General features: G+C 65.7%; 22 protein-coding genes. 16 read left to right on the plus strand and 6 right to left on the minus strand.

All coding sequences use genetic code 11. The features are described from left to right. Positions 1-399: an alternative ribosome rescue aminoacyl-tRNA hydrolase ArfB gene (gene arfB / locus QWL29_RS06580; protein WP_305822086.1), complete on the minus strand. Its 399-nt coding sequence runs from the start codon at positions 397-399 to the stop codon at positions 1-3. A 181-nt stretch (positions 400-580) separates the two neighbouring features. Here arfB and QWL29_RS06585 point away from each other — a divergent pair, with 181 nt between their 5' ends. Continuing rightward, the gene (locus tag QWL29_RS06585; RefSeq protein WP_305822087.1) at positions 581-2,668 is read left to right on the plus strand and encodes a 3-hydroxyacyl-CoA dehydrogenase NAD-binding domain-containing protein; all 2,088 of its coding nucleotides are present in this window, start codon (positions 581-583) and stop codon (positions 2,666-2,668) included. Between the two features lie 89 nt (positions 2,669-2,757). Here the strand turns inward: QWL29_RS06585 and QWL29_RS06590 are convergent, their stop codons facing one another. After that, positions 2,758-3,732: an IS1595 family transposase gene (locus QWL29_RS06590; RefSeq protein WP_305822209.1), complete on the minus strand. Its 975-nt coding sequence runs from the start codon at positions 3,730-3,732 to the stop codon at positions 2,758-2,760. Positions 3,733-3,910: 178 nt separating this feature from the next. Between QWL29_RS06590 and QWL29_RS06595 the strand changes: the two genes are divergently transcribed. Both QWL29_RS06595 and QWL29_RS06600 read left to right on the plus strand, forming a co-directional pair. Then, positions 3,911-5,134, plus strand: a complete 1,224-nt coding sequence (locus QWL29_RS06595) for an MFS transporter (RefSeq protein WP_305822088.1) — start codon at positions 3,911-3,913, stop codon at positions 5,132-5,134. After that, on the plus strand, positions 5,131-5,754 hold the full coding sequence (locus QWL29_RS06600; protein ID WP_305822089.1) for a helix-turn-helix transcriptional regulator: 624 nt from the start codon (positions 5,131-5,133) through the stop codon (positions 5,752-5,754). The genes QWL29_RS06595 and QWL29_RS06600 overlap by 4 nt, the downstream gene beginning before the upstream one ends. Before the next feature lie 216 nt (positions 5,755-5,970). On the opposite strand, the gene QWL29_RS06605 is transcribed toward QWL29_RS06600, so the two are convergent. Next, positions 5,971-7,671 carry an MFS transporter gene (locus QWL29_RS06605; protein ID WP_305822090.1) on the minus strand — a complete coding sequence of 567 codons (1,701 nt, stop codon included), beginning with the start codon at positions 7,669-7,671 and terminating at the stop codon, positions 5,971-5,973. Positions 7,672-7,988: 317 nt separating this feature from the next. On the opposite strand from QWL29_RS06605, the gene QWL29_RS06610 reads away from it, so the two are divergent. From QWL29_RS06610 to QWL29_RS06625, 4 genes are read left to right on the plus strand one after another with little or no spacing between them, the layout of a single operon-like run. After that, positions 7,989-9,167 (plus strand): acetyl-CoA C-acyltransferase, encoded by a 1,179-nt coding sequence (locus QWL29_RS06610; RefSeq protein ID WP_305822091.1) that lies wholly within the window; start codon positions 7,989-7,991, stop codon positions 9,165-9,167. Between the two features lie 55 nt (positions 9,168-9,222). After that, positions 9,223-9,525, plus strand: coding sequence for a Dabb family protein (locus QWL29_RS06615; protein WP_305822092.1), 303 nt, complete (start codon positions 9,223-9,225; stop codon positions 9,523-9,525). 31 nt (positions 9,526-9,556) lie between these two features. After that, on the plus strand, positions 9,557-10,339 hold the full coding sequence (locus QWL29_RS06620) for an SDR family oxidoreductase (protein WP_305822093.1): 783 nt from the start codon (positions 9,557-9,559) through the stop codon (positions 10,337-10,339). A 15-nt stretch (positions 10,340-10,354) separates the two neighbouring features. Beyond that, on the plus strand, positions 10,355-11,251 hold the full coding sequence (locus QWL29_RS06625; protein WP_305822094.1) for an SDR family oxidoreductase: 897 nt from the start codon (positions 10,355-10,357) through the stop codon (positions 11,249-11,251). 185 nt (positions 11,252-11,436) lie between these two features. Here the strand turns inward: QWL29_RS06625 and QWL29_RS06630 are convergent, their stop codons facing one another. From QWL29_RS06630 to ygfZ, 3 genes are read right to left on the minus strand one after another with little or no spacing between them, the layout of a single operon-like run. Beyond that, entirely contained in the window at positions 11,437-12,180 is a 744-nt protein-coding gene (locus QWL29_RS06630; protein WP_305822095.1) for an NRDE family protein, read from the minus strand. After that, positions 12,171-12,476 carry a DUF4936 family protein gene (locus tag QWL29_RS06635; protein WP_305822096.1) on the minus strand — a complete coding sequence of 102 codons (306 nt, stop codon included), beginning with the start codon at positions 12,474-12,476 and terminating at the stop codon, positions 12,171-12,173. Before QWL29_RS06635 ends, QWL29_RS06630 begins: the two co-directional genes overlap by 10 nt. Continuing rightward, on the minus strand, positions 12,460-13,530 hold the full coding sequence (ygfZ, locus tag QWL29_RS06640) for a CAF17-like 4Fe-4S cluster assembly/insertion protein YgfZ (protein WP_305822097.1): 1,071 nt from the start codon (positions 13,528-13,530) through the stop codon (positions 12,460-12,462). Before ygfZ ends, QWL29_RS06635 begins: the two co-directional genes overlap by 17 nt. Before the next feature lie 145 nt (positions 13,531-13,675). On the opposite strand from ygfZ, the gene mltG reads away from it, so the two are divergent. The 9 genes from mltG (at position 13,676) to QWL29_RS06685 (ending at position 20,634) form a co-directional block, all read left to right on the plus strand. Continuing rightward, on the plus strand, positions 13,676-14,677 hold the full coding sequence (gene mltG / locus QWL29_RS06645) for an endolytic transglycosylase MltG (protein ID WP_305822098.1): 1,002 nt from the start codon (positions 13,676-13,678) through the stop codon (positions 14,675-14,677). Then, positions 14,674-15,303, plus strand: coding sequence for a dTMP kinase (gene tmk / locus QWL29_RS06650; RefSeq protein ID WP_305822099.1), 630 nt, complete (start codon positions 14,674-14,676; stop codon positions 15,301-15,303). The genes mltG and tmk overlap by 4 nt, the downstream gene beginning before the upstream one ends. Next, a complete protein-coding gene (locus QWL29_RS06655; protein ID WP_305822210.1) occupies positions 15,294-16,328 on the plus strand; it encodes a DNA polymerase III subunit delta' in 1,035 nt (344 codons plus the stop codon). Before tmk ends, QWL29_RS06655 begins: the two co-directional genes overlap by 10 nt. Before the next feature lie 45 nt (positions 16,329-16,373). Then, complete coding sequence (locus QWL29_RS06660; protein ID WP_305822100.1) at positions 16,374-16,748, plus strand: PilZ domain-containing protein; 375 nt, start codon at positions 16,374-16,376, stop codon at positions 16,746-16,748. A gap of 22 nt (positions 16,749-16,770) precedes the next feature. Further along, complete coding sequence (locus QWL29_RS06665) at positions 16,771-17,292, plus strand: GNAT family N-acetyltransferase (RefSeq protein WP_305822101.1); 522 nt, start codon at positions 16,771-16,773, stop codon at positions 17,290-17,292. Between the two features lie 66 nt (positions 17,293-17,358). Continuing rightward, a complete protein-coding gene (locus QWL29_RS06670) occupies positions 17,359-18,141 on the plus strand; it encodes a TatD family hydrolase (RefSeq protein WP_305822102.1) in 783 nt (260 codons plus the stop codon). A 1-nt stretch (position 18,142) separates the two neighbouring features. After that, on the plus strand, positions 18,143-18,838 hold the full coding sequence (locus QWL29_RS06675; protein ID WP_305822103.1) for an ankyrin repeat domain-containing protein: 696 nt from the start codon (positions 18,143-18,145) through the stop codon (positions 18,836-18,838). A 148-nt stretch (positions 18,839-18,986) separates the two neighbouring features. Further along, positions 18,987-19,925 (plus strand): ATP-binding cassette domain-containing protein, encoded by a 939-nt coding sequence (locus tag QWL29_RS06680; RefSeq protein ID WP_305822104.1) that lies wholly within the window; start codon positions 18,987-18,989, stop codon positions 19,923-19,925. Further along, on the plus strand, positions 19,900-20,634 hold the full coding sequence (locus QWL29_RS06685; RefSeq protein ID WP_305822105.1) for an ABC transporter permease: 735 nt from the start codon (positions 19,900-19,902) through the stop codon (positions 20,632-20,634). Before QWL29_RS06680 ends, QWL29_RS06685 begins: the two co-directional genes overlap by 26 nt. Positions 20,635-20,666: the final 32 nt, after the last annotated feature.

Raw genomic sequence — 20,666 nt, forward strand, 5'->3', positions numbered from 1 at the left:
TTAGTCGGTAATCTTGCGGCGCAGCGCCTTCACCTGGCTGCTGCGCGTCTTGCCGTCGAGGCGGCGCAACTGCGAGCCGCGCGTGGGCCGGGTCGGGCGCCGCACGAGCGGCACCTGGGCGGCGGCGTCGACCAGCGCCTGCAGGCGGCGCAGCGCGTCTTCCTTGTTCTGTTCCAGGCTGCGCGACTGCTGGGCCTTCAGCACCAGCACGCCGTCCTGCGACAGGCGGCTGTCGTGCAGCGCCAGCAGGCGGGTTTTCACGGCCTCGGGCAGGGAAGACGCCTTGATGTCGAAGCGCGCGTGCACGGCGCAGGACACCTTGTTGACGTTCTGGCCGCCCGGGCCCTGGGCGCGGATGGCGCTGAACTCGACATCGAGCGGGTCGAGCACGGGCTTCACGGGTGGTAATGGCTTGGTTTGGTCATGCGCGCATGATAACGGCAGGGCCGCCGCGTGCGCCAGCCATTCACGATGGATAAGTCAGTGAAGAAATAAGACGACCGTACTTTTTTGCGTTATAGTCATCCAGGCAGTTCAACTCGCGCAGTTCATTCGCAGTTCATTATTAAAAGGAAGAGACATGAGTGCAGACTACGTCGTTCACGGCAGCGTTGCCGTCATCACCCTGAACAATCCGCCGGTCAATGGCATGGGCCTCGAGACGCGCACCGCCGCCGTCGCCGCCCTGCGCCGCGCCGAGAGCGACGCCGCCGTGAAGGCGGTCGTGATCGCCGGCGCCGGCAAGGTGTTTTCGGGCGGTGCCGACATCCGCGAATTCAATTCGCCGAAAGCCCTGGCCGAACCGAACCTGCACACCCTGATCGCCACCGCCGAGAATCTGGAAAAGCCGGTCGTCGCCGCCATCCACGGCGTCTGCATGGGCGGCGGCCTCGAACTCTCGCTCGGCTGCCACTACCGCGTGGCGCTGCCCGGCGCCCAGGTCGGCCTGCCGGAAGTGAAGATCGGCCTGGTGCCGGGCGCCGGCGGCACCCAGCGCCTGCCGCGCGTGGTCGGCCTGGAGCTGGGCCTGAACATGATCGTTTCGGGTAACCCGGTGCTGTCGGAACAGCTGGCGCAAACGAAGCTGTTCGACCGCGTATTCGATGCCGGCGCCGATTTGATCGCAGCCAGCGTGGAATTTGCCAACGGCATCGCCGACGTGCGTCCGCTGCCGAAGGTGCGCGACCTGAAGATCGACTATCCGAACGCCGAGGCCTTCCTGCAGTTCTCGCGCAATACCGTGAAAGCCATGGCCGGCCCGTTCCCGGCGCCGCTCGAATGCGTGGAGTGCGTGGCCGCGGCGGTGACCAGGAAAATCGAGGATGGCCTGGCATTCGAGCGCGAACGCTTCTTTGCCCTGGCCCAGACCGACGAATCGAAGGCGCTGCGCCATGCCTTCTTTGCCGAGCGCGCCGCCAGCAAGGTGCCGGACGTGCCGGCCGACACCCCGACCCGCGAGATTGCGCGCGCCGCCGTGATCGGCGCCGGCACCATGGGCGGCGGCATTGCCATGAATTTTGCGAATGCCGGCATTCCGGTGACCATCCTGGAAACGAAACAGGAAGCGCTGGACAAGGGCCTGTCCACCATCCGCAAGAACTACGAGAACACGGTCAGGAAGGGCAAGCTGGCGCCGGAAAAGGCCGAGCAGCGCATTGGCCTGGTGACCGGCACGCTGGCGTATGAGGAGATTGCCCAGGCCGACATCGTGGTGGAGGCCGTGTTCGAGGACATGGAGGTCAAGGCCCAGGTGTTCCGCAAGCTCGACGAAGTGATGAAGCCGGGCGCGATCCTGGCCTCGAACACGTCCACGCTGGACCTGGACAAGATTGCCGCGTTCACGAAGCGGCCGCAGGACGTGATCGGCCTGCACTTCTTCAGCCCGGCCAACGTGATGAAGCTGCTGGAAATCGTGCGCGGCGCGCAGACCGGCAAGGACGTGCTGGCCACTGCCCTGGCGCTGTCGAAAAAGATCCGCAAGACCGGCGTGGTGTCGGGCGTGTGCGACGGCTTCATCGGCAACCGCATGGTCGAGCAATACCTGCGCCAGGCCTTCTTCCTGCTGGAAGAAGGGGCGCTGCCGGAGCAAGTGGACAAGGCGATCGAGAAGTTCGGCTTTGCCATGGGGCCGTTCCGCATGAGCGACCTGGCCGGCAACGACATCGGCTGGTATATCCGCAAGCGCCGCTATGCCGAGTCGCCGGACCTGGTGTACTCGCCGATCCCGGACCGCCTGTGCGAAGCGGGCCGCTTCGGCCAGAAGACCGGCGCCGGCTGGTACGACTACCAGGCGGGCGAGCGCAAACCGCAGCCGTCGCCGCTGGTCAACGACATGATCGCGGGCTATGCGCAGGAAGCCGGCATCGAGCGGCGCGCGATTTCCGACGCCGAAATCGTGCAGCGCCTGGTGTTTGCGCTGGCGAACGAAGGCGCGCGCATCCTGGAAGAAGGCATTGCGCTGCGTGCGTCGGACATCGACATGGTCTACCTGACCGGTTATGGCTTCCCGCTGCACCGCGGCGGGCCGATGCTGTACGCGGACACGGTGGGCCTGGGCAACGTGCTGGAGACGATCCGCAAGTTCGCGCGCGGACGCCATGGCGAAGCCTGGCAGCCGGCGCCGCTGCTGGAGCGCCTGGCGAGCGAGGGCAAGGCCTTTAACGGCTGAGCATGCCTTGTTCGCTGGCGCAATGTGCGCAGTGCGCGCAGGTGCGTCGACAAACGCCGCTGGATTCAGCGGCGTTTTTTTTGGCGCTGTCATCGTTTGCTGTGGATGGGCCCGATTGCTAAGTGAAACAATTGATTGGCAGATGCAATTCTTCCGCCATCGAGCATGCGGCGCCAGCCCAGGTAGTTCGGCAGGTAGCGCGAGGCGACGCCATGAAAGGGCAGCAACCATTCGCGCAAGCGCCCGTGATAGGCATTCACGTTCTGTACGTGGATAGCGCCGTGCGGACCCAGGCGCACACGCTTGCCGGCGCTGACATTGACGGCCTGGTGCGCAATGCCGTGTGCACGGGCGAAAGCGCGATAGGCTGCGTTCGCATCCGTCACGAGCAAGACGTCGCCGTCCAGGAAGGGCAGCAGGTGGCGCTCCAGCTGGATTTTGCTGACGGGGCCGCGGCCAGTGACAGCATCGATCGTCTGTTTGCTGCGGTCACGCGCCACCAGGATGCAGTCGAGCTCGCGTGAAATGCCGCGTCTACCGGCAACGCCGCCGCGCTTGCGCGCTGGCCGGTCGAGCTTGCGCGACCCCTTCTGGGATTCCAGGATGAACATTTCGTCGGCCTCGGCGATGCCGTTCAGGCGCGCCGGCCGGTCCTCCTTGACCCGGTCGAGAAAGCGATGGCGCCAGCGAAAAGCGGTGTTGCGATGCACCTTGACCTCATCTGCCGCCGCGCGCACCGGGCGCGACGCACGCAGCGCATCGAGATAATCGAGCCATTTCCCTTTCAGCCGCAGGCGTGCCAATGGCGTACCAGTCAAGTCGTTGAAGGTGCGCCGGCAGGCGAAGCAGCGGTAGCGCTGCAGGTCGTTGGCGTGGCCATGCCGGTGCCAGCGCGCGCACTGGCAGTGAGGACAGTGTCGTCCCGGCGACCGGAATTGTTCGATCAGGGCGAGCACCTGGTGCAGCCCGGCCGCCGGACGCAAGGCGTCGAGGACCCGTAGCCGCTGGGGCTGATTGAGTGCGGGCAATGCGGCAAACCACTTCGTGAAGCGAGGTGCTTTCATGGTCATCCCGTATCGATGGCGATACGGCTTGGACCGCGAATGAGCTCAGCAGTTCAATCCTCATCCATAGCTAACGGTGACAGCGCCATTTTTTTGCTCGGCGAATAAATAAACAAAGTCGTTTACTTATCGCCGAGCCGGGCCTACGATGTTGGTATTGCAACGTCGATCCTATTCCATGAAGACCGTGCTCCTGATCGCCAGCGCTTGCCTGCTGGGTTTGCTGTCCACCACCGGCGCCTCGTTGCCTTACCCGATCCTGCCGCCGCTGTTTGCCGGCGGCAGCGACAATGCGCTGACCAACTTCCTGGGCTTGCCGCCGAAGCTGTTGTTCGGCATTGCGCTGATGATCAATCCGCTCGGCCTGCTGATCGGCAGCGCCATGCTCGGGCCGGTGTCGGACCGCTTCGGGCGGCGCCGCCTGCTGTTGGTCACGGCGATCGGCGCCGCCATCGGCCACGGGCTCACCGCGATGGCGCTGGTGGCCCAGTCGTATCCGCTGTTCCTGCTGGCGCGCTTCGTGACCGGCCTGCTGGAAGGGAATGGGGCGATCATGCGCGCGATGCTGGCCGAACGCCTGACGGGCGGGCTGCGCAACCATGCGCTGTCGTGGCTGAACGGCTCCTTCAACCTGGGCTGGCTGGTGGGACCCTTGCTGGCCGGGCTCACGGTCGGCGCCGGGATCACGCTGCCGTTCTATATTGCCGCCGGCGCGCTGCTGCTGGGCGCGGGGCTGGCGGCGCTGGCGCTGGAGCGCGAACCTGTCGGCCATGCACAGGCGACCCAGGCGGGAAGCTGGTGGGCGGTGGCGCGCGAGCGGCATGCGCTGACCCTGCTGCGCCACGGCTCCCTGCGCACCCTGTTCACGGTGCACTTTGCCTACGCCTGCGGCGTGGCGGCCTTTTACGAATTCTTTCCCTTGTGGCTGGTGGACGTCGGACATTACGACACGCGCCAGATCGCTTTCGTGAACATGGGCATGTGCGCGCTGATGACGTTCGCCGCCCTGTTTGCTGGGCGGGCCAGTCCGCTGGAGCCGCGCAGGCGCGCCAGTGGCCAGGCGGCGCTGGCGGCGACAGCGATCCTGGCGGTGGGATTCGGCAGCCTGTGGGTCGGGCTGGTGGGCATTGTCCTGTTCGGCCTGCCGCATGCTTATTACAACGCCACGCTGCAGGGCTGGTCGGCGGACCAGTTTGCCGCGCATGGCCAGGGCGCCGTGATGGGCCTGCTGTCCACGACGTTTTGCCTGGCGAATATCGTGATGGCGCTGGCCGGCGGGGTGCTGACCCTGGTCGACACGCGCCTGGTGCTGATCGTCGGCGGCTTGCTGGCGGCCTGGGCCGCGCTGGCGCTGCGCCAATGGAGCGGGCGCACGATTGGCTTTTCTGTGGAGGCAAAATGAATACCTTCGACCAGGTGCTGATGATGTTGAAGACGCGCGGCGCGCAGACGGCGCAGGCGCTGGCCGGGCTGCTCGGCATGACGGCGATGGGCGTGCGGCGCCAGCTCGAACTCGGTGTCGACAAGGGGCTGGTGAGCTACCACGACAGCCCGGGCAAGGTCGGGCGGCCGGTGCGGCGCTGGCAGCTGAGCGATGCGGGGCATGCGCGCTTTCCCGACCGGCATGCCGAGGTGACGCTGGACTTGATCGACGGGGTGCGTGCGCTGTTTGGCGAGAGTGGGCTGGAGAAATTGATCGTGGCGCGCGAGGCGGCGAGCGAGCAGGCGTATCGGGCGCAGGTCGATCCGGGCGGGACCCTGGACCAGCAGGTGGACGCGCTGGCGGCGGCGCGGTCGCTGGAGGGGTATATGGCGGAAGCGGAGCCGCGCGTGGATGGGAGTGTGCTGTTGCTGGAGAACCATTGTCCGATCTGTGCGGCGGCCCAGGCTTGTCAGCAGTTTTGCCGCTCGGAGCTGGAGGTGTTCCGGCGGGTGCTGGGGCCGGGGGTGTCGGTGGTGCGGATCGAGCATCAACTGGAGGGGGCGAGAAGGTGTGCTTATCTGGTGAGCCAGGTGGGGTGATTTGAAAACCCGGGAATTGATGTTGTCGTGTCCTGGGCGGGAGCTGGCGGGCGACATGCCGCTGCCGCGGGCCACCGGTTATGTGCGTACCGCGTGGGCACGGGGTGCCCACCGTACGGTCGATGGCCCGGGCCTCGTCGAACGTACGTAACGTTGGAGCAAATAAAAATGCCGCTGTTTCCAGCGGCATTTTGCTTTCGACGGAGCCGAGATGGCTTAGTCAGCGGCGTAGATGTTGTTGTCCTTGGTTTCGCGAACGAACAGGGCGCCGATCACGACGGTGATCAGGGCGATGATGATCGGGTACCAGAGGCCGTAGTAGATGTTGCCGTTGGCTGCCACCAGGGCGAACGAGATGGTGGGCAGCAGGCCGCCGAACCAGCCGTTACCGATGTGGTAAGGCAGGGACATCGAGCTGTAGCGGATACGGGTCGGGAACATTTCGACCAGCATGGCGGCGATCGGGCCGTAGACCATGGTCACGTACAGCACCAGGATGAACAGCAGCAGCACGACCATCGGCTTGTTGATCCCGTTCGGATCGGCCTTGTCCGGATAGCCGGCCGTTTTCAGGGCGCCGGTGATTTCCTTCTTGAAGGCGTCTTCGCGGGCCTTGCTGTCGACGTCGAAGTTGAGGCCGTCGGCAGTCATGTTGGCGTTGAAGGACTGGAACACCTTGTCGCCGACCTTGACGGTGGCCACGGTGCCGGCCGGGGCGTCGACGGTCGTGTAGTTGACCGAGGCGTTGGTCAGCATGCGGGTGGCGATGTCGCAGGAAGCCGGGAATTTGCGGGTGCCGCTCGGATCGACCTGGAAGTTGCACGATGCCGGGTCGGCGACGACGACGACCGGCGACGAGTTGATCGCCTGCTCCAGGGCCGGATTGCCGTAGTGGGTAATGGCCTTGAAGATCGGGAAGTAGGTGGCCGCGGCGATGACGCAGCCGCCGAGGATGATCCACTTGCGGCCGATTTTATCCGACAGCGCGCCGAACACCAGGAAGAACGGGGTGGCCAGCAGCAGGGCGATGGCGATCAGGATGTTCGCGGTCGGGCCGTCGATCTTCAGGGTTTGGGTCAGGAAGAACAGGGCGTAGAACTGGCCGGTGTACCAGACCACGGCCTGGCCCATCGTCAGGCCGATCAGGGCCAGGATGACGATCTTCGCGTTTTTCCATTGCAGGAAGGCTTCCGACAGCGGACGCTTCGAGGTCTTGCCCTCGGCCTTCATCTTGGCGAAGGCAGGCGACTCGTGCATCGACATCCGGATCCAGACGGAGATGCCCAGCAGCAGGACGGAGAGCAGGAAGGGAATGCGCCAGCCCCAGGCCAGGAATTCTTCTTCGCCGACGGCGGTACGGGTGCCGAGGATGACCAGCAGCGACAGGAACAGGCCCATGGTCGCGGTGGTCTGGATCCAGGCGGTAAAGGCGCCGCGCTTGCCTTCAGGGGCGTGCTCGGCCACGTAGGTGGCTGCACCGCCGTATTCGCCGCCGAGGGCCAGGCCTTGCAGGATGCGCAGGGTGACCAGGATGATCGGCGCCGCGATGCCGATCGAGGCGTGGCCCGGCAGCAGGCCGACGAGGAAGGTCGAGCCGCCCATGATGAGGATGGTGACCAGGAAGGTGTACTTGCGGCCGATCATGTCGCCGAGGCGGCCGAACACGAGCGCGCCGAAAGGACGCACGATGAAGCCGGCGGCAAAGGTGAGCAGGGCGAAGATGAACGAAGTGGTCGGGTCGCCGAGGAAGAACTGCTTGCCGATGATGGCGGCAAGCGAACCGTAGAGGTAGAAGTCGTACCATTCGAATACGGTGCCAAGCGAGGACGCAAAGATCACCTTGCGTTCTTCCTTGGTCATTCCCTGGGACGAAGGCACTGCCTTGCCGCCAGCGGTCATGCCGGGTGTGATAGCCATGTTGTTGTCTCCGTGTAGTAATAAAGTCTGCGACTAGCCGATACTTGGTCAGCTGGAACGGAGTGTGGACCGCCAAACTTACGTCATGCTTGCTCCAAACTTACTGCAAACTTACTGATGCTTGATCAGGTCGCTTGACGAGGCCGTTCGTGTCCTCGCCAGCGGCATTCCACCTGTCCCGTACTGAACATTGGACCGCGTTTCGCCTCTCGAAATCCCGTCTGCATATGATGAGGCGCAAGCCTCCATATTTGCGAACGACCGTACTTATCTGTGCTATTCTGGTTTGATCGATACCAACAACCAGGGAGACCAGAATGCAAGACGCCGTCATCGTTTCGACCGCCCGCACGGGCTTGGCCAAGTCGTGGAAAGGGGCTTTCAACATGACCCACGGAGCGAGCCTCGGCGGCCACGTGCTGGCCGCCGCCATCGAACGCGCCGGTATCGAAGCGGGCGAGGTCGAGGACGTGATCATGGGCTGCGCAAATCCCGAAGGCGCCACCGGCGGCAACATTGCGCGCCAGATCGCGCTGCGCGCCGGCTGCCCGGTCACGGTGCCGGGCATGACGGTCAACCGCTTCTGTTCCTCGGGCCTGCAGACGATTGCGCTGGCGGCCCAGCGTGTGCTGGCCGGCGAAGGCGAGATCTTCGCGGCCGGCGGCGTCGAATCGATCTCCTGCGTGCAGCAGGAAATGAATACCCACATGCTGCGCGACCCGGCCCTGCGCGCGCAGAAGCCCGAAATCTACTGGTCGATGCTGCAGACCGCCGAGATGGTGGCCAAGCGCTACGGCATCGCCCGCGAGCGCCAGGACGTGTACGGCGTGCAGAGCCAGCTGCGCGCGGCCGCCGCCCAGGAAGCGGGCCGCTTCGACCAGGAAATCGTGCCGATGACGACCGTGATGGGCGTGGCCGACAAGGCCTCGGGCCGCCTGCTGACGCGCGAAGTGACGATCGCCGCCGACGAAGGCATCCGCGCCGATACCACGCTCGAGGGCGTAGCGAAGATCCGCACGGCGCTGCCGGGCGGCGTGGTCACTGCCGGGAATGCCAGCCAGTTCTCGGACGGCGCCTCGGTGTCGATCGTGATGAGCCGGCGCCTGGCCGAAGCCAGGGGGCTGGCGCCGCTGGGCGTGTTCCGCGGCTTTGCGGTGGCGGGCTGCGAGCCGGACGAGATGGGCATCGGCCCGGTGTTCGCGGTGCCCAGGCTGCTGCAAAAGGCCGGCCTCACGGTCGACGACATCGGCCTGTGGGAACTGAACGAAGCCTTTGCCGTGCAGGTGCTGTACTGCGCCGATACGCTCGGCATTCCGATGGAGCGCCTGAACGTGAACGGCGGCGCGATTGCGGTCGGCCATCCGTATGGCGTGTCCGGCGCGCGCCTGGTCGGCCATGCGCTGATCGAGGGCAAGCGCCGTGGTGTGAAGTACGTCGTGGTGACGATGTGCATCGGCGGCGGCCAGGGCGCGGCGGGGCTGTTCGAGGTACTGTAAGCCCGCCTGTGATATGTAAAACCATGCGAATGAACGAAACAGATTCGAGAGGCATATGATCAAGCACATCGTGATGTGGAAACTGAAGCAAGAAGCCGAAGGCGCCGACCGCCTGGCGAATGCCCGCGAAATGAAACGCCGCCTGGACGAGTGCGCCAGCATCGTGCCCGGCATCCTGCACTTCGAGGTAGCGCTGGCCCAGCCGGGCCTGGAAGCGACCTATGACGTGATCCTGAACTCGGCGTTCGAGAGCCGCGACGCGCTGGAAGCCTACGCCAATCACCCGACGCACAAGGCGCTGATGCCGTTCTTCAAGGCGGTGCGCGACGAGCGCCAGTGCATGGATTACGAAGTCTGAATCAACCGAGATCAATAACAACGGAGACAGCATGCGCACTACCCAGGAACTCTTTTCACTCCAAGGCAAGACCGCCCTCGTGACCGGCGGCTCGCGCGGGCTCGGCCTGCAGATGGCCGAAGCGCTCGGCGAGCAGGGCGCGCGCCTGGTCATTTCCTCGCGCAAGCAGGAAGAACTCGACCTCGCCGTGGCCCACCTGACGTCGAAAGGCATCGACGCCTCGGCAATCGCGGCCGACCTGTCGCACGAAGCAAACGTCGGGCCCTTCGTCGAGGAAGCATTGCGCCGCCTCGGCCAGATCGACATTTTGATCAACAACGCCGGCGCCAGCTGGGGCGCACCGGCCGAGGACCATCCGCTCGACGCCTGGGACAAGGTGATGAACCTGAACGTGCGCAGCATCTTCCTGGTGAGCCAGGCGGTGGGCAAGCTGTCGATGATCCCGCGCGGCTATGGCCGCATCGTGAACATTTCCTCGATTGCCGGACTGGCCGGCAATCCGCCGGGCACCATGAGCACGATCGCCTACAACACCTCGAAGGGTGCGATCGTGAATTTCACGCGCGCGCTGGCCGGCGAATGGGGCCGCCATGGCATCACCGTGAACTCGATCGCGCCGGGCTTCTTCCCGTCTAAAATGACCAAGGGCGTGCTGGCGACCATCGGCGCCGACGTGCTGGCCAAGGATGCGCCGCTGGCGCGCCTGGGCGACGACGAGGACCTGAAAGGTGCGGTGGTGCTGTTCGCCTCCGACGCCGGCAAGCACATCACGGGCCAGATCCTGGCGGTCGACGGCGGCGTGTCCGCAGTCTGAAGGGGAGAATGGAACATGAAGAATTTCAGCGGTAAAGTTGCCGTCATCACCGGCGCGGGAAGTGGGCTGGGACGTGAATTCGCCGACACGGCGGCCAGCCTGGGCATGAAGCTGGTGCTGGCCGACATCCAGGCCGACGCCCTGGAAAAAGCGACGGACGAACTGCTGGCGCAGGGTGTCGAGGTGCTGGCGATGGTGTGCGACGTCAGCAAGGCAGCCCATGTGGAAGAGCTGGCGGATGCGGCGCTGGCACGCTTCCACGGCATCCACCTGGTGTTCAACAACGCCGGCGTCGGCTCGGGCGGGCTGATCTGGGAAAACAGCGCCGAGGACTGGGAATGGGTGCTGGGCGTGAATTTGTGGGGCGTGATCCATGGCGTGCGGGTGTTCACCCGCGCGATGCTGGAGTGCGCAAAGAAGGATCCTGCCTTCGAGGGGCATATCGTGAACACGGCCTCGATGGCCGGGCTGCTGAATGCGCCGGCGATGGGTGTCTATAACGTGTCGAAGCACGCCGTGGTGTCGCTGTCGGAAACGCTGTTCCACGATTTGCAGCTGGTGAATGCGCCGATCGGCGCCTCGGTGCTGTGTCCGTATTTTGTTCCGACCGGGATCAGCCACTCGCACCGCAACCGTCCGGAAGAACTGAAGGCCGACGGTTCGCCGACCAACAGCCAGATCGCAGCCCAGGCACTGACGGTCAAAGCGGTGGAGTCGGGCAAGGTCTCGGCGCGCGACGTGTCGCGCATGACCTTCGATGCGATCCGCGACGGGCAGTTCTACATCTTCTCGCATCCGCACGCACTGGGTGGCGTGGGCGAGCGCATGGAGGCGATCGTGCAGGCGCAGAACCCGCCCGATCCCTACGCGGCCACGCCGCACGTGCGCGACATCCTGCGCGCGAAGCTGTAACGACGATGGCTGGCGACCTCGAACGTCGCTGAGATCGTTGGGTGGGCCGGGCCGCGCTAGGCACTCGTGCCCACGCGGTGATCGTTATCGGCTCCGGTATCGGGCACGATGATGCGGCCGGTACGTATCACCGCGTGGGCACAGAGTGCCCACCCTACGACATCCGCCGCGATCCGGGTTTGGCCTCAGGGCTGCAATATCCGCTCGTGCAACTCCGCCGGCGCGCCGTCGTACAGCTTCACCACCGTCGAGGTGCGCGTGCCATACCCGGCGGTCTCGATGCACACCGCCGACAGCACCCGCTCCAGGTCGAGCGACACGCCGGTTTCCGGCAGCCGCATGTCCGGCGCACGGGTGGTATCGGCCAGCATCTCGAAATAGGCATCCTCGGGCGCGCCCTGGCACAGCAGGCTGGCAAACTGCGCCTTGGTGCGCGTGACCTTCGGCCACGGCGCATCGAGCAGGCTGTTCGAGATGCCGTAGATGCGGCCCTCTTCGAGCGGCTGGCCGTTGCGGGCATCGTCGCCGGCGCGGTTGGAATACCAGTACAGGGCTTTCGCATCGCCCAGCACCAGGTTGTAGCCGTTGTAGACGTCGCCGCGCCCCCGGATCACGTCCAGGTAGTCGGCCGCCGAGAACGAGCCGTTCAGGAAGTCGGCCACCAGTGCGCCGCGCGAGGGGGCGTCCGGCTTCACCTCGTGCGGCGCGCGGATGTTGGTCAGGGCGGCGAACTTCGGGCCGTTCGGCCCTTCGCGCGTGATGCCCATCCAGCTGCCGCCGTGTTCCAGGTCGCGCCCGGCGATCACGTTCGGGTTTTCCGGCCAGGGCGCGGCCGGGGCCGCGGGACGGTCATAGAATTCGTCGCGGTTGGCGGCGGCGATGACGGGTACGCCCGGGATGACGCGCCAGGCAAAGACGATCAGGCACATGTGAACTCCACGAAAACCTCGGCCCGGCGCGGACCGTCGATCAAGCCGGCGATGCCGGCCTCGCCGGCATACGTGTCCAGCAGGGCGGCAAAACCGGCGTCGACGCCGGGAAACACTTCCATCCAGGTCTGCACGCCGTCCTCCCTCTCCGGGCGGCGCTTCAGCTGGCCGAGAACGCCGGTGTCGGCGGCCAGGCGCGCCAGCAGCGCGCGCACGAGCGGCTCGAGCCGGGCGGCGTTCGCCTGCGGCACCTTGTAGTACACGTACAGGTCGACCATGCTAGAGGTCGAGCGCATCGAGCGCCGCATCGACCTGATAAGGCATCGGCTGGAAGCGCAGGGCCGGGCCGGCGGCCGAGCCGTGGCGCACGTCCTCGTCCAGCGCGGCCAGCTTCATTTCCACCAGCAAATCGGCTCCCCCCTGGCCGTTCGGCGCGGCGTTGACCACCATGCCGCAGGGCTGGTCCGGGTCGGCAGTCGCAAACACTTCGTCGCCGGCACGCGCGGCGGCGTTCTCGACCGTGGCGAGGGCCGTACGGCGCTTCAGCTTGCCGAGGTACTGGCTGCGCGCGACGATTTCCTGGCCTGGATAGCAGCCCTTCTTGAAGTTCACGCCGCCCAGCAATTCCAGGTTGATCATCTGCGGCACGAACTGCTCCTGTGTCGCTTGCGTCACCTGGGGCACGCCGGCGTGAATCGCGGCCAGTTGCCAGGCCGCATTGCCGCCCAGGGCCAGTTCACCCGTCAACGCAGGGAACGCAGCCTGGGCCGTAGCGGCCGACGTGATCCAGAGGTAGCGCGGCGCGCCAAAGGCGTCGGCCAGGCGGATCACGGTGCCGTGCTCGCCAGAGGTCTTGCCGTAGGGCGCGGCCGGCAGCTCGCCGACCTGGGCCCGCAGCGCCGCTTCGCCCTTGGCGCCGCCGATGCCGAGGACGGCCGCAAAGGCCTCTTCCCCGGTCGCATCGCGCAGCTTGGCCTTGGCGCGCAGCACGAACATGCTCAGGCGCTTTTGCAGCGGCGCCTGGATGGCGCGCGGCAGCTGCAGGTACACAGCCTCCGCGTCGCGCCAGTACAGGAAAGTCGCCTGCAGCCGGCCCTTCGGCGTGCAATACCCGGCCAGGCGCGCGTCGCCCGTGCCGAGGTGCTCGACGTCGTTGGTCAGCTGGTTGTGCAGGAAGCCGGCCGCATCCTCGCCGGCCACGGCGATCAGGCCGAGGTCGGTTACGGGTGCGACGAAGCCGGCCGCCAGCTCGTCTGCGGTGAGGGTGCGGCCGAAGTCTTCGGCCTGGGTCGCTTCATCGATATGAAAGCGGGCGCCGTGCGACGCCAGATAGTCTGTCCAGTTGCTCATAAATGCCATATGCTGTGCGATTAGGCTATATCATTACGGCCTCATTATAGAGTTGTCGAGCGAATCGCGCCGGAGACGGCGAAAAACCGGAAGCGCGCAAACCTGCTACGCCTCGGCTTGCGCCGCCCGTCAAAACCAAAAAAGAATGGCACTGATAAAAAAACTTCTCTTTACCGGCGCGATCGTGTCAGTCGCGGCGGCCGGCGGATTCGCCTGGTGGTCGGGCCACCCGCTGACCACGGCCGAGCCGCCGATCGAATTCACCATCACCCCCGGCAGCGGCGTCAACGCGGCTGCCCAGCAGATGTCCAAGGCCGGCGTGCCGGTGAGCCCCTTCCTGTTCCAGCTGCTGGCCCGCTTCAGCGGCGACAGCGGCCGCATCAAGGCCGGCAGCTACGAGCTGAAACCGAACACCACGCCGCGCCGCCTGCTCACGCAGCTGGTGCGCGGCGAGTTCGCCCAGGAAGCCGTGACCATCATCGAAGGCTGGACCTTCCGCCAGATGCGCGAGGCGATCGCCGCCACCAAGACCCTGCGCCACGAAACGGCCCGGATGTCGGATACCGAGCTGATGGCCAAGATCACCCCGGAATTCAAGCAGCCCGAGGGCCTGTTCTTCCCCGACACCTATCTGTTTGCCAAGGGTTCGAGCGACCTGCAGATCTACCGCCAGGCGCACCAGATGCTGGTGAACCGCCTGAACGCGGCCTGGGAAAAGCGCGACCCGAATTTGCCGTACAAGAATCCGTACGAGGCGCTGATCATGGCTTCGATCGTGGAAAAGGAAACCGGCCAGAAGAGCGAACGCGCGATGATCGCCGGCGTGTTCGTGAATCGCCTGCGCACCGGCATGATGCTGCAGACCGACCCGAGCGTAATCTACGGCATGGGCCCGCGCTACGAAGGCAAGATCGCCAAGAAGGATTTGCTGACCGACACCCCGTTCAACACCTACACCCGCTTCGGCCTGCCGCCGACCCCGATTTCGCTGCCGGGCGTGCAGTCGCTGGCCGCGGCAATGGCGCCGGCCAAGACCGACGCCCTGTATTTCGTCTCGCGCAACGACGGCACCAGCCAGTTCTCGGACAACCTGAACGATCATAACCGCGCCGTGAACCAGTACCAGCGGGGAGTGTCCCGGCCATGAACAGTGTGCAAACTCCCGTGCGCGGCAAGTTCATCACCTTCGAAGGCATCGACGGCGCCGGCAAGTCGACCCACATCGGTTTCGTTACCGAACTGATCAAGTCGCACGGCAAGACCGTCGTCGCTTCGCGCGAACCGGGCGGCACGCCGCTGGGCGAGAGGCTGCGCGATTTGCTGCTGCATGAAACCATGCATTTGGAAACCGAAGCCCTGCTGATGTTCGCCAGCCGCCGCGAGCACATCGCGCAAGTGATCGAGCCCGGCCTGGCATCCGGCGCCTGGGTCTTGTCCGACCGCTTCAGCGACGCCAGCTTCGCCTACCAGAGCGGCGGGCGCGGCCTGGACCGCGCCAGGATGGAAGCGCTGGAAGCCTGGGTCCACCCCCATCTGCAGCCCGACCTGACCCTGCTGTTCGACGTGCCCCTGGACGTGGCGCGCGAGCGGCTGGACGCCACCCGCACCCTGGACAAGTTCGAGCAGGAGCAGGGTGCATTCTTTGCCCGCTGCCGCGCCGAATACCTGCGCCGCGCGGCGCAGTTCCCGGACCGTTTCATCGTCGTCGATTCGACCCGCAGCATCGAGGCCACGCAGCAGACTCTTCGCGAGGCCCTGGAGAAATTCTTGTGATCTACCCCTGGCAGCAAACCGCCTGGACCCGCCTGCAGCAGATGCGCGAGCGCTTGCCGCATGCGATCCTGTTTCATGGCCCGGCCGGCATCGGCAAGGCCGACTTCATCGAAACCTTTGCGCAAGCGCTCTTGTGCGAAAACGTACAAGCCGACGGCCATGCCTGCGGCGCCTGCGCGTCCTGCGGCTGGTTCGTCCAGCACAACCACCCCGACTACCGGCGCGTGCGTCCGGAAGCGCTGGAAGACGAACCCGCGCCGGAAGGCGAAGAGGGCGGCGAGGGCGACAAGAAGTCGAAGTCGGCCAAGGCGCCCTCGAAAGAGATCAAGATCGAGCAGATCCGCAACCTGGCGGACTTCATGAACATCTCGACCCACCGCCAGGGTTTGCGGGTGGTGGTGCTGTATCCGGCCGAGGCGCTGAACATGCCGGCCTCGAACGCCCTGCTGAAGACGCTGGAAGAGCCGCCGCCGGGCACCGTCTTCTTGCTGGCCTCGAACGGGCTGGATCGCCTGTTGCCGACGATCCTGTCGCGCTGCCGCAAGTTCGCGCTGCCGATGCCGGACCACCCGGCGGCCCTGGCCTGGCTGAAGGAGCAGGGCGTGCCCGATGCCGACAGCTGGCTGCGCGAAGAAGGCGGCGCCCCGCTGGCGGCCCGCACCCAGGCCGAGAACGGCAGCCGCGAGGAACTCGAGGCCCTGCTGCACTTCCTGGCGCGGCCGTCTACGGATAGCGCACTGCGCAGTGCCGAAAAACTCAGCAAGACGCCGCTGTCCGCGCTCGTGGCCTGGCAGCAGCGCTGGCTGTACGACCTGCTGTCGATGAAATTGTCCGGTGTGGTGCGTTACTATCCGCGCTACCAGAAGGAACTTGCCGCTCTGGCCGGTCATGTGCACACTGCAAATGTGTTGCGTGCGGTAAAGTCTGCGAACGAGCGGCGCGCGGTGGCGGATCATCCGTTGTCGGCTAAACTGTTCGTCGAAGACATGCTGCTCGATTACACGTCCTGCTGCAGCCCCGTCTGAGCCCTGTCTGAAAGGAAAGCGATGAGCGGCAATCTGAGCGCTAACATGAGTGGCAACACCACCGACCCGAATACCTCGCTGCCGCGACCGGCGGTCCTGTCGCTGTCGATCAAGGAAAAGGCGGCCCTGTACGCCGCCTACATGCCCTTCCTGAAGAACGGCGGCCTGTTCGTGCCGACCAACAAGCCGTACAAGATCGGCGACGAGATCTACCTCATCCTGTCGCTGATGGAAGACCCTGCCAAGTACCCGATCGCCGGCAAGGTGGCCTGGATCACCCCGGCCGGCGCCAACAATAGCAAGGCGCAAGGCGTCGGCGTGCATTTCCCGGCCGACGAGACCGGCCAGCGCGCCAAGGCCCGCATCGAAGAAATCCTCGGCGCCGCGTTGCGCTCCTCGCGCGCCACCCATACCCTGTAACTTTCTTTTTAACCCTCCGTTCATGCCGTCCTACGTCCACCGCCTTGCCCGCCGCGACGACTTGCCCGTCATCGTCGACATCTACAATTCCACCATCGCCTCGCGTGAGGTCACCGCCGATACCGAGCCGGTCTCGGTCGAATCGCGCGTCGGCTGGTTCAACGACCACACGCCGGAACGCCGCCCGCTGTGGACCATCCACGATGCCGCCGATACTTCGGCGGACCCGGAAGTCATCGGCTGGATGTCGTACTCGAATTTCTATGGCCGCCCCGCGTATTCGGGCACGGCCGAGCTGTCGATCTACATCGCAGAGCGTTGGCGCGGCAAGGGACTGGGCAAGTACTGCCTGGAGCAGGCGATCGCGTTTGCGCCACAGATCAAGGTGCACACGCTGCTCGGTTTCATCTTCGGCCACAACGCACCGAGCCTGGCGCTGTTCCGCAAGTTCGGCTTCGATACCTGGGCCAACTTCCCGCGTGTGGCGAACCTGGATGGGGTCGAGCGCGACCTGATTATCCTCGGCAAGCGCGTGGTCGACTAATTCGCACCTGAAAGGCCGGCGCCCGGCTGCGTGGCACAGTCAGGCGCCTGCCTTTACAATGTCGGCATGTACATCGATTCCCACTGCCACATCAATTTCCCCGAGCTGGCCGCCCGGATGCCCGAGATCCTGGCCAAGATGGCCGAGAACAAGGTCACGCACGCCATGTGCGTGTCGGTCAATTTGCCGGAATTTCCCTCGGTGCTCGCCCTGGCCGAGCAATATCCCCACATCTTTGCCTCGGTCGGCGTCCATCCCGACTATGAAGACACGCCCGAGCCGAGCGTGCAGCAGCTGGTCGAGCTGGCCGATCACCCGAAGATCATCGCCATCGGCGAGACCGGCCTCGACTACTACCGCCTGGAGGGCGACCTCGAATGGCAGCGCGAGCGTTTCCGCACGCATATACGGGCCTCGCGCGAAACCCGTAAACCGCTGATCATCCATACCCGCTCGGCCAGCGCCGATACCATCCGCATCCTGCAGGAAGAGCGCGCGGCGGTGCAAGAGGGCGGTGTGGCCGGCGTGATGCACTGCTTTACCGAGTCGCTGGAAGTGGCCGAGGCGGCGATCGAGATGGGCTTCTATATTTCCTTCTCCGGCATCGTGACCTTCAAGAGCGCCAGAGACTTGCAGGAAGTGGCGCGCACGATTCCGCTGGAACGCATCCTGATCGAAACCGATTCGCCCTACCTGGCGCCGGTGCCCTACCGCGGCAAGGTGAACGAGCCGGGCTACGTGCCGCACGTGGCCGAGTTCATCGCGAACCTGAAAGGCGTGCCGCTGCGCGAAGTGGCGGACCGCACCTCCGAAAACTTCTTCAACCTGTTCCAGCACGCCAGGGCCTGACATGATCCGCAAACGCCGCGTTCTCCTCCAAGGCATCCTGTTCGCGATGTGCGCCGGCGCCGGCCTGGTCCATGCCGTCCCGGCCGCCGCAGCGACCCCGGCCGCACCGGACGGGCGCCAGCTGACCGCCTTCTTCCGCGCGGTCCAGCTTGACGATGCCAGGACCGTGAACGCGATGATCGGCAGCGTCGTGAATGCGAATCAACCGAATCCCCTCGGCGGCGAGCCGGGCCTGGTGCTGGCGGTGCGTGAAGACGCGCTGCGCGTGGTGGAGGCCTTTCTTGCCCATCCGGGCACCGATCTCGAAGCAAAGGCCGCAAACGGCAATACCGCGCTGATGATGGCGGCCTTCAAGCGCAACCGGCCGGTGATCGAGGCCTTGCTGGCGAAGGGGGCAAAGGTCAACCAGCCGGGCTGGACGGCGCTGCACTATGCGGCGGCGGCCGGCGACAACGAGATCGTCGCGCTGTTATTGAAGCACGGCGCCCGGATCGACCAGGCTTCGCCCCTGAAGAGCGGCGCGTATACGCCCTTGATGATGGCGGCGCGCGAAGGCAAGGACGATACGGCGCTGCTGCTCATGCACCACGGGGCCAAGCCGTCCCTGAAGAACAGCGAGGGACTGACGCCGGAGCAGCTCGCCGACCGGGCGGGCAAGACGCGCGTGGCCCAGGCGATTCGTCAGGCCAGCCGCTGAGTTCCCCCTACTTTCCTGTCACGCATCGGTAGGCGCGACACAGGGCATCTCGATACTTGCTGTTTGAATAAGAAGCAGGTATCGTTGACTTTTCGTTTCCGCTGGACATGTTTATGCCGCGATGCGTCTTCCCCCTGCGTGAACTCCCATGAGCGCCGCGATCTCGCTTGCCGGCGTCGACAAGCGCCTCGGCGGCCGCGACATCCTGTGCCAGCTGTCGCTGGACGTTCCCGCCGGCAGCGTATTCGCCTTTCTCGGAAATAACGGCGCCGGCAAGTCCACCACCATTCGTCTCCTCACCGGCCTGCTCGATGCCGACCGCGGCAAGGTCGAGGTGCTCGGCCGTCCGATCCGTTCCGCGCGCATGGCGCTGCTGCGCGAGGTCGGCTGCCTGGTCGATTCGCCAGCGCTGTACCCGAACCTGACGGCCGCCGAGTTCCTCGAGATTGGCCGCCGCATCAAGGGCTTGCCGCTGGCGGAGAGCGGACGCGTGCTCGACGTCGTGGGGCTGGCCGGCAGCACCCGCACGCGTATTGCAGGCTTTTCGCTGGGCATGCGCCAGCGCCTGGCCCTGGCCCATGCCATGCTCGGCAATCCCCGCCTGCTGATTCTCGACGAGCCCGGCAACGGCCTCGATCCGCAAGGCATGCGCGACATCCGCACCTTGCTGGCCAGCCTGCCGCAGCAGACCGGCTGCACCGTTTTTCTCTCCAGTCACCAGATCGACGAAGTGGAGAAGATCGCCACCCACCTGGCCGTGCTGCATGGCGGCCGCGTGCTGTGCCAGGAAGCGGTGCCGCAGTTGCTGGCGCGCCAGCCGGGCATGTTCCTGCTCGAGGTGGACGACAGCTGCCGGGCGCTGGCGCTGCTGGCAGGCCTGGGCCTCACGGCGCGGGCCACAGGAACGCGGATGCTCGAGATCGGCCCCATCGCCGCTGCGCAAGGTCCGCGCATGCACTCGGCGCTGGTCGGGGCCGGGCTGGCGCTGTACCAGTCGGTGTACCGCACGTCCAACCTGGAACAATGGTTCCTCGACATCACCAACCCGGAGGAAGTGCGCCATGCTCGCGACCCTGTTCCGGCTTGAGGTATTGAAGGCACGCCGCTCCCTGGCCCTGCTCATGGTGCTGGCCTGTCCGCTGATGGTGGTGCTCCTGAATACCGGGCTGCTGCTGCGCCATGCCGGTCCGGATGGGATCGGCGCCAGGGCCTGGCAAGGCTTCTGGATGGGCAACCAGGCCGTGTGGTGCTACTTCATGCTGCCGCTCTACCTGGCGCTATGTACCGGCCTGGTGAACGCGGTCGAGCATCGGCAGAACGGCTGGCGCCTGATGCTGACGTTGCCGGTCGGCGCGCGCCGCCTGTACCTGGCGAAGCTGCTGGTGGCGCTGGCGATGGCGGCCCTGGCCCACTTGTGCCTGTTGCTGCTGGCAATGGCGGTTGGCGTCCTGCTGCTGGGCGGGAGCGCCGGGGCAGAGCCGGCCAGGGCCATGGCGACGGCCCTGCTGGCGGCGCTGGCGGCGAGTCTCCCCGTACTGGTGCTCCAGCACACGCTCAGCTGGACCAGCCAGAACATCGTGCTGCCGCTGGCGCTCGGCGTGTGCGCCACCATGGGCATCATCCAGCTCGGCAGTTCGGAGTACTGGCGCTTCTTCCCCTGGACCTATCCGCTGATGGCGGCCAACGGCAGCGATCCGGCCATGCGCCAGGCCGCCCTGGTGCTGGGCCTGGGCAGCGGCCTGGTGCTGCTGGCGCTTGGCTGCTGGTGGGCCGGGCACCGCCGCCAGCCAGCCTGAACGGGAGCCACCCGCTTGTCGGCGCTTGCGGC

This window comes from Massilia brevitalea (genome assembly GCF_030711405.1).
Lineage (GTDB): Bacteria > Pseudomonadota > Gammaproteobacteria > Burkholderiales > Burkholderiaceae_D > Telluria > Telluria brevitalea.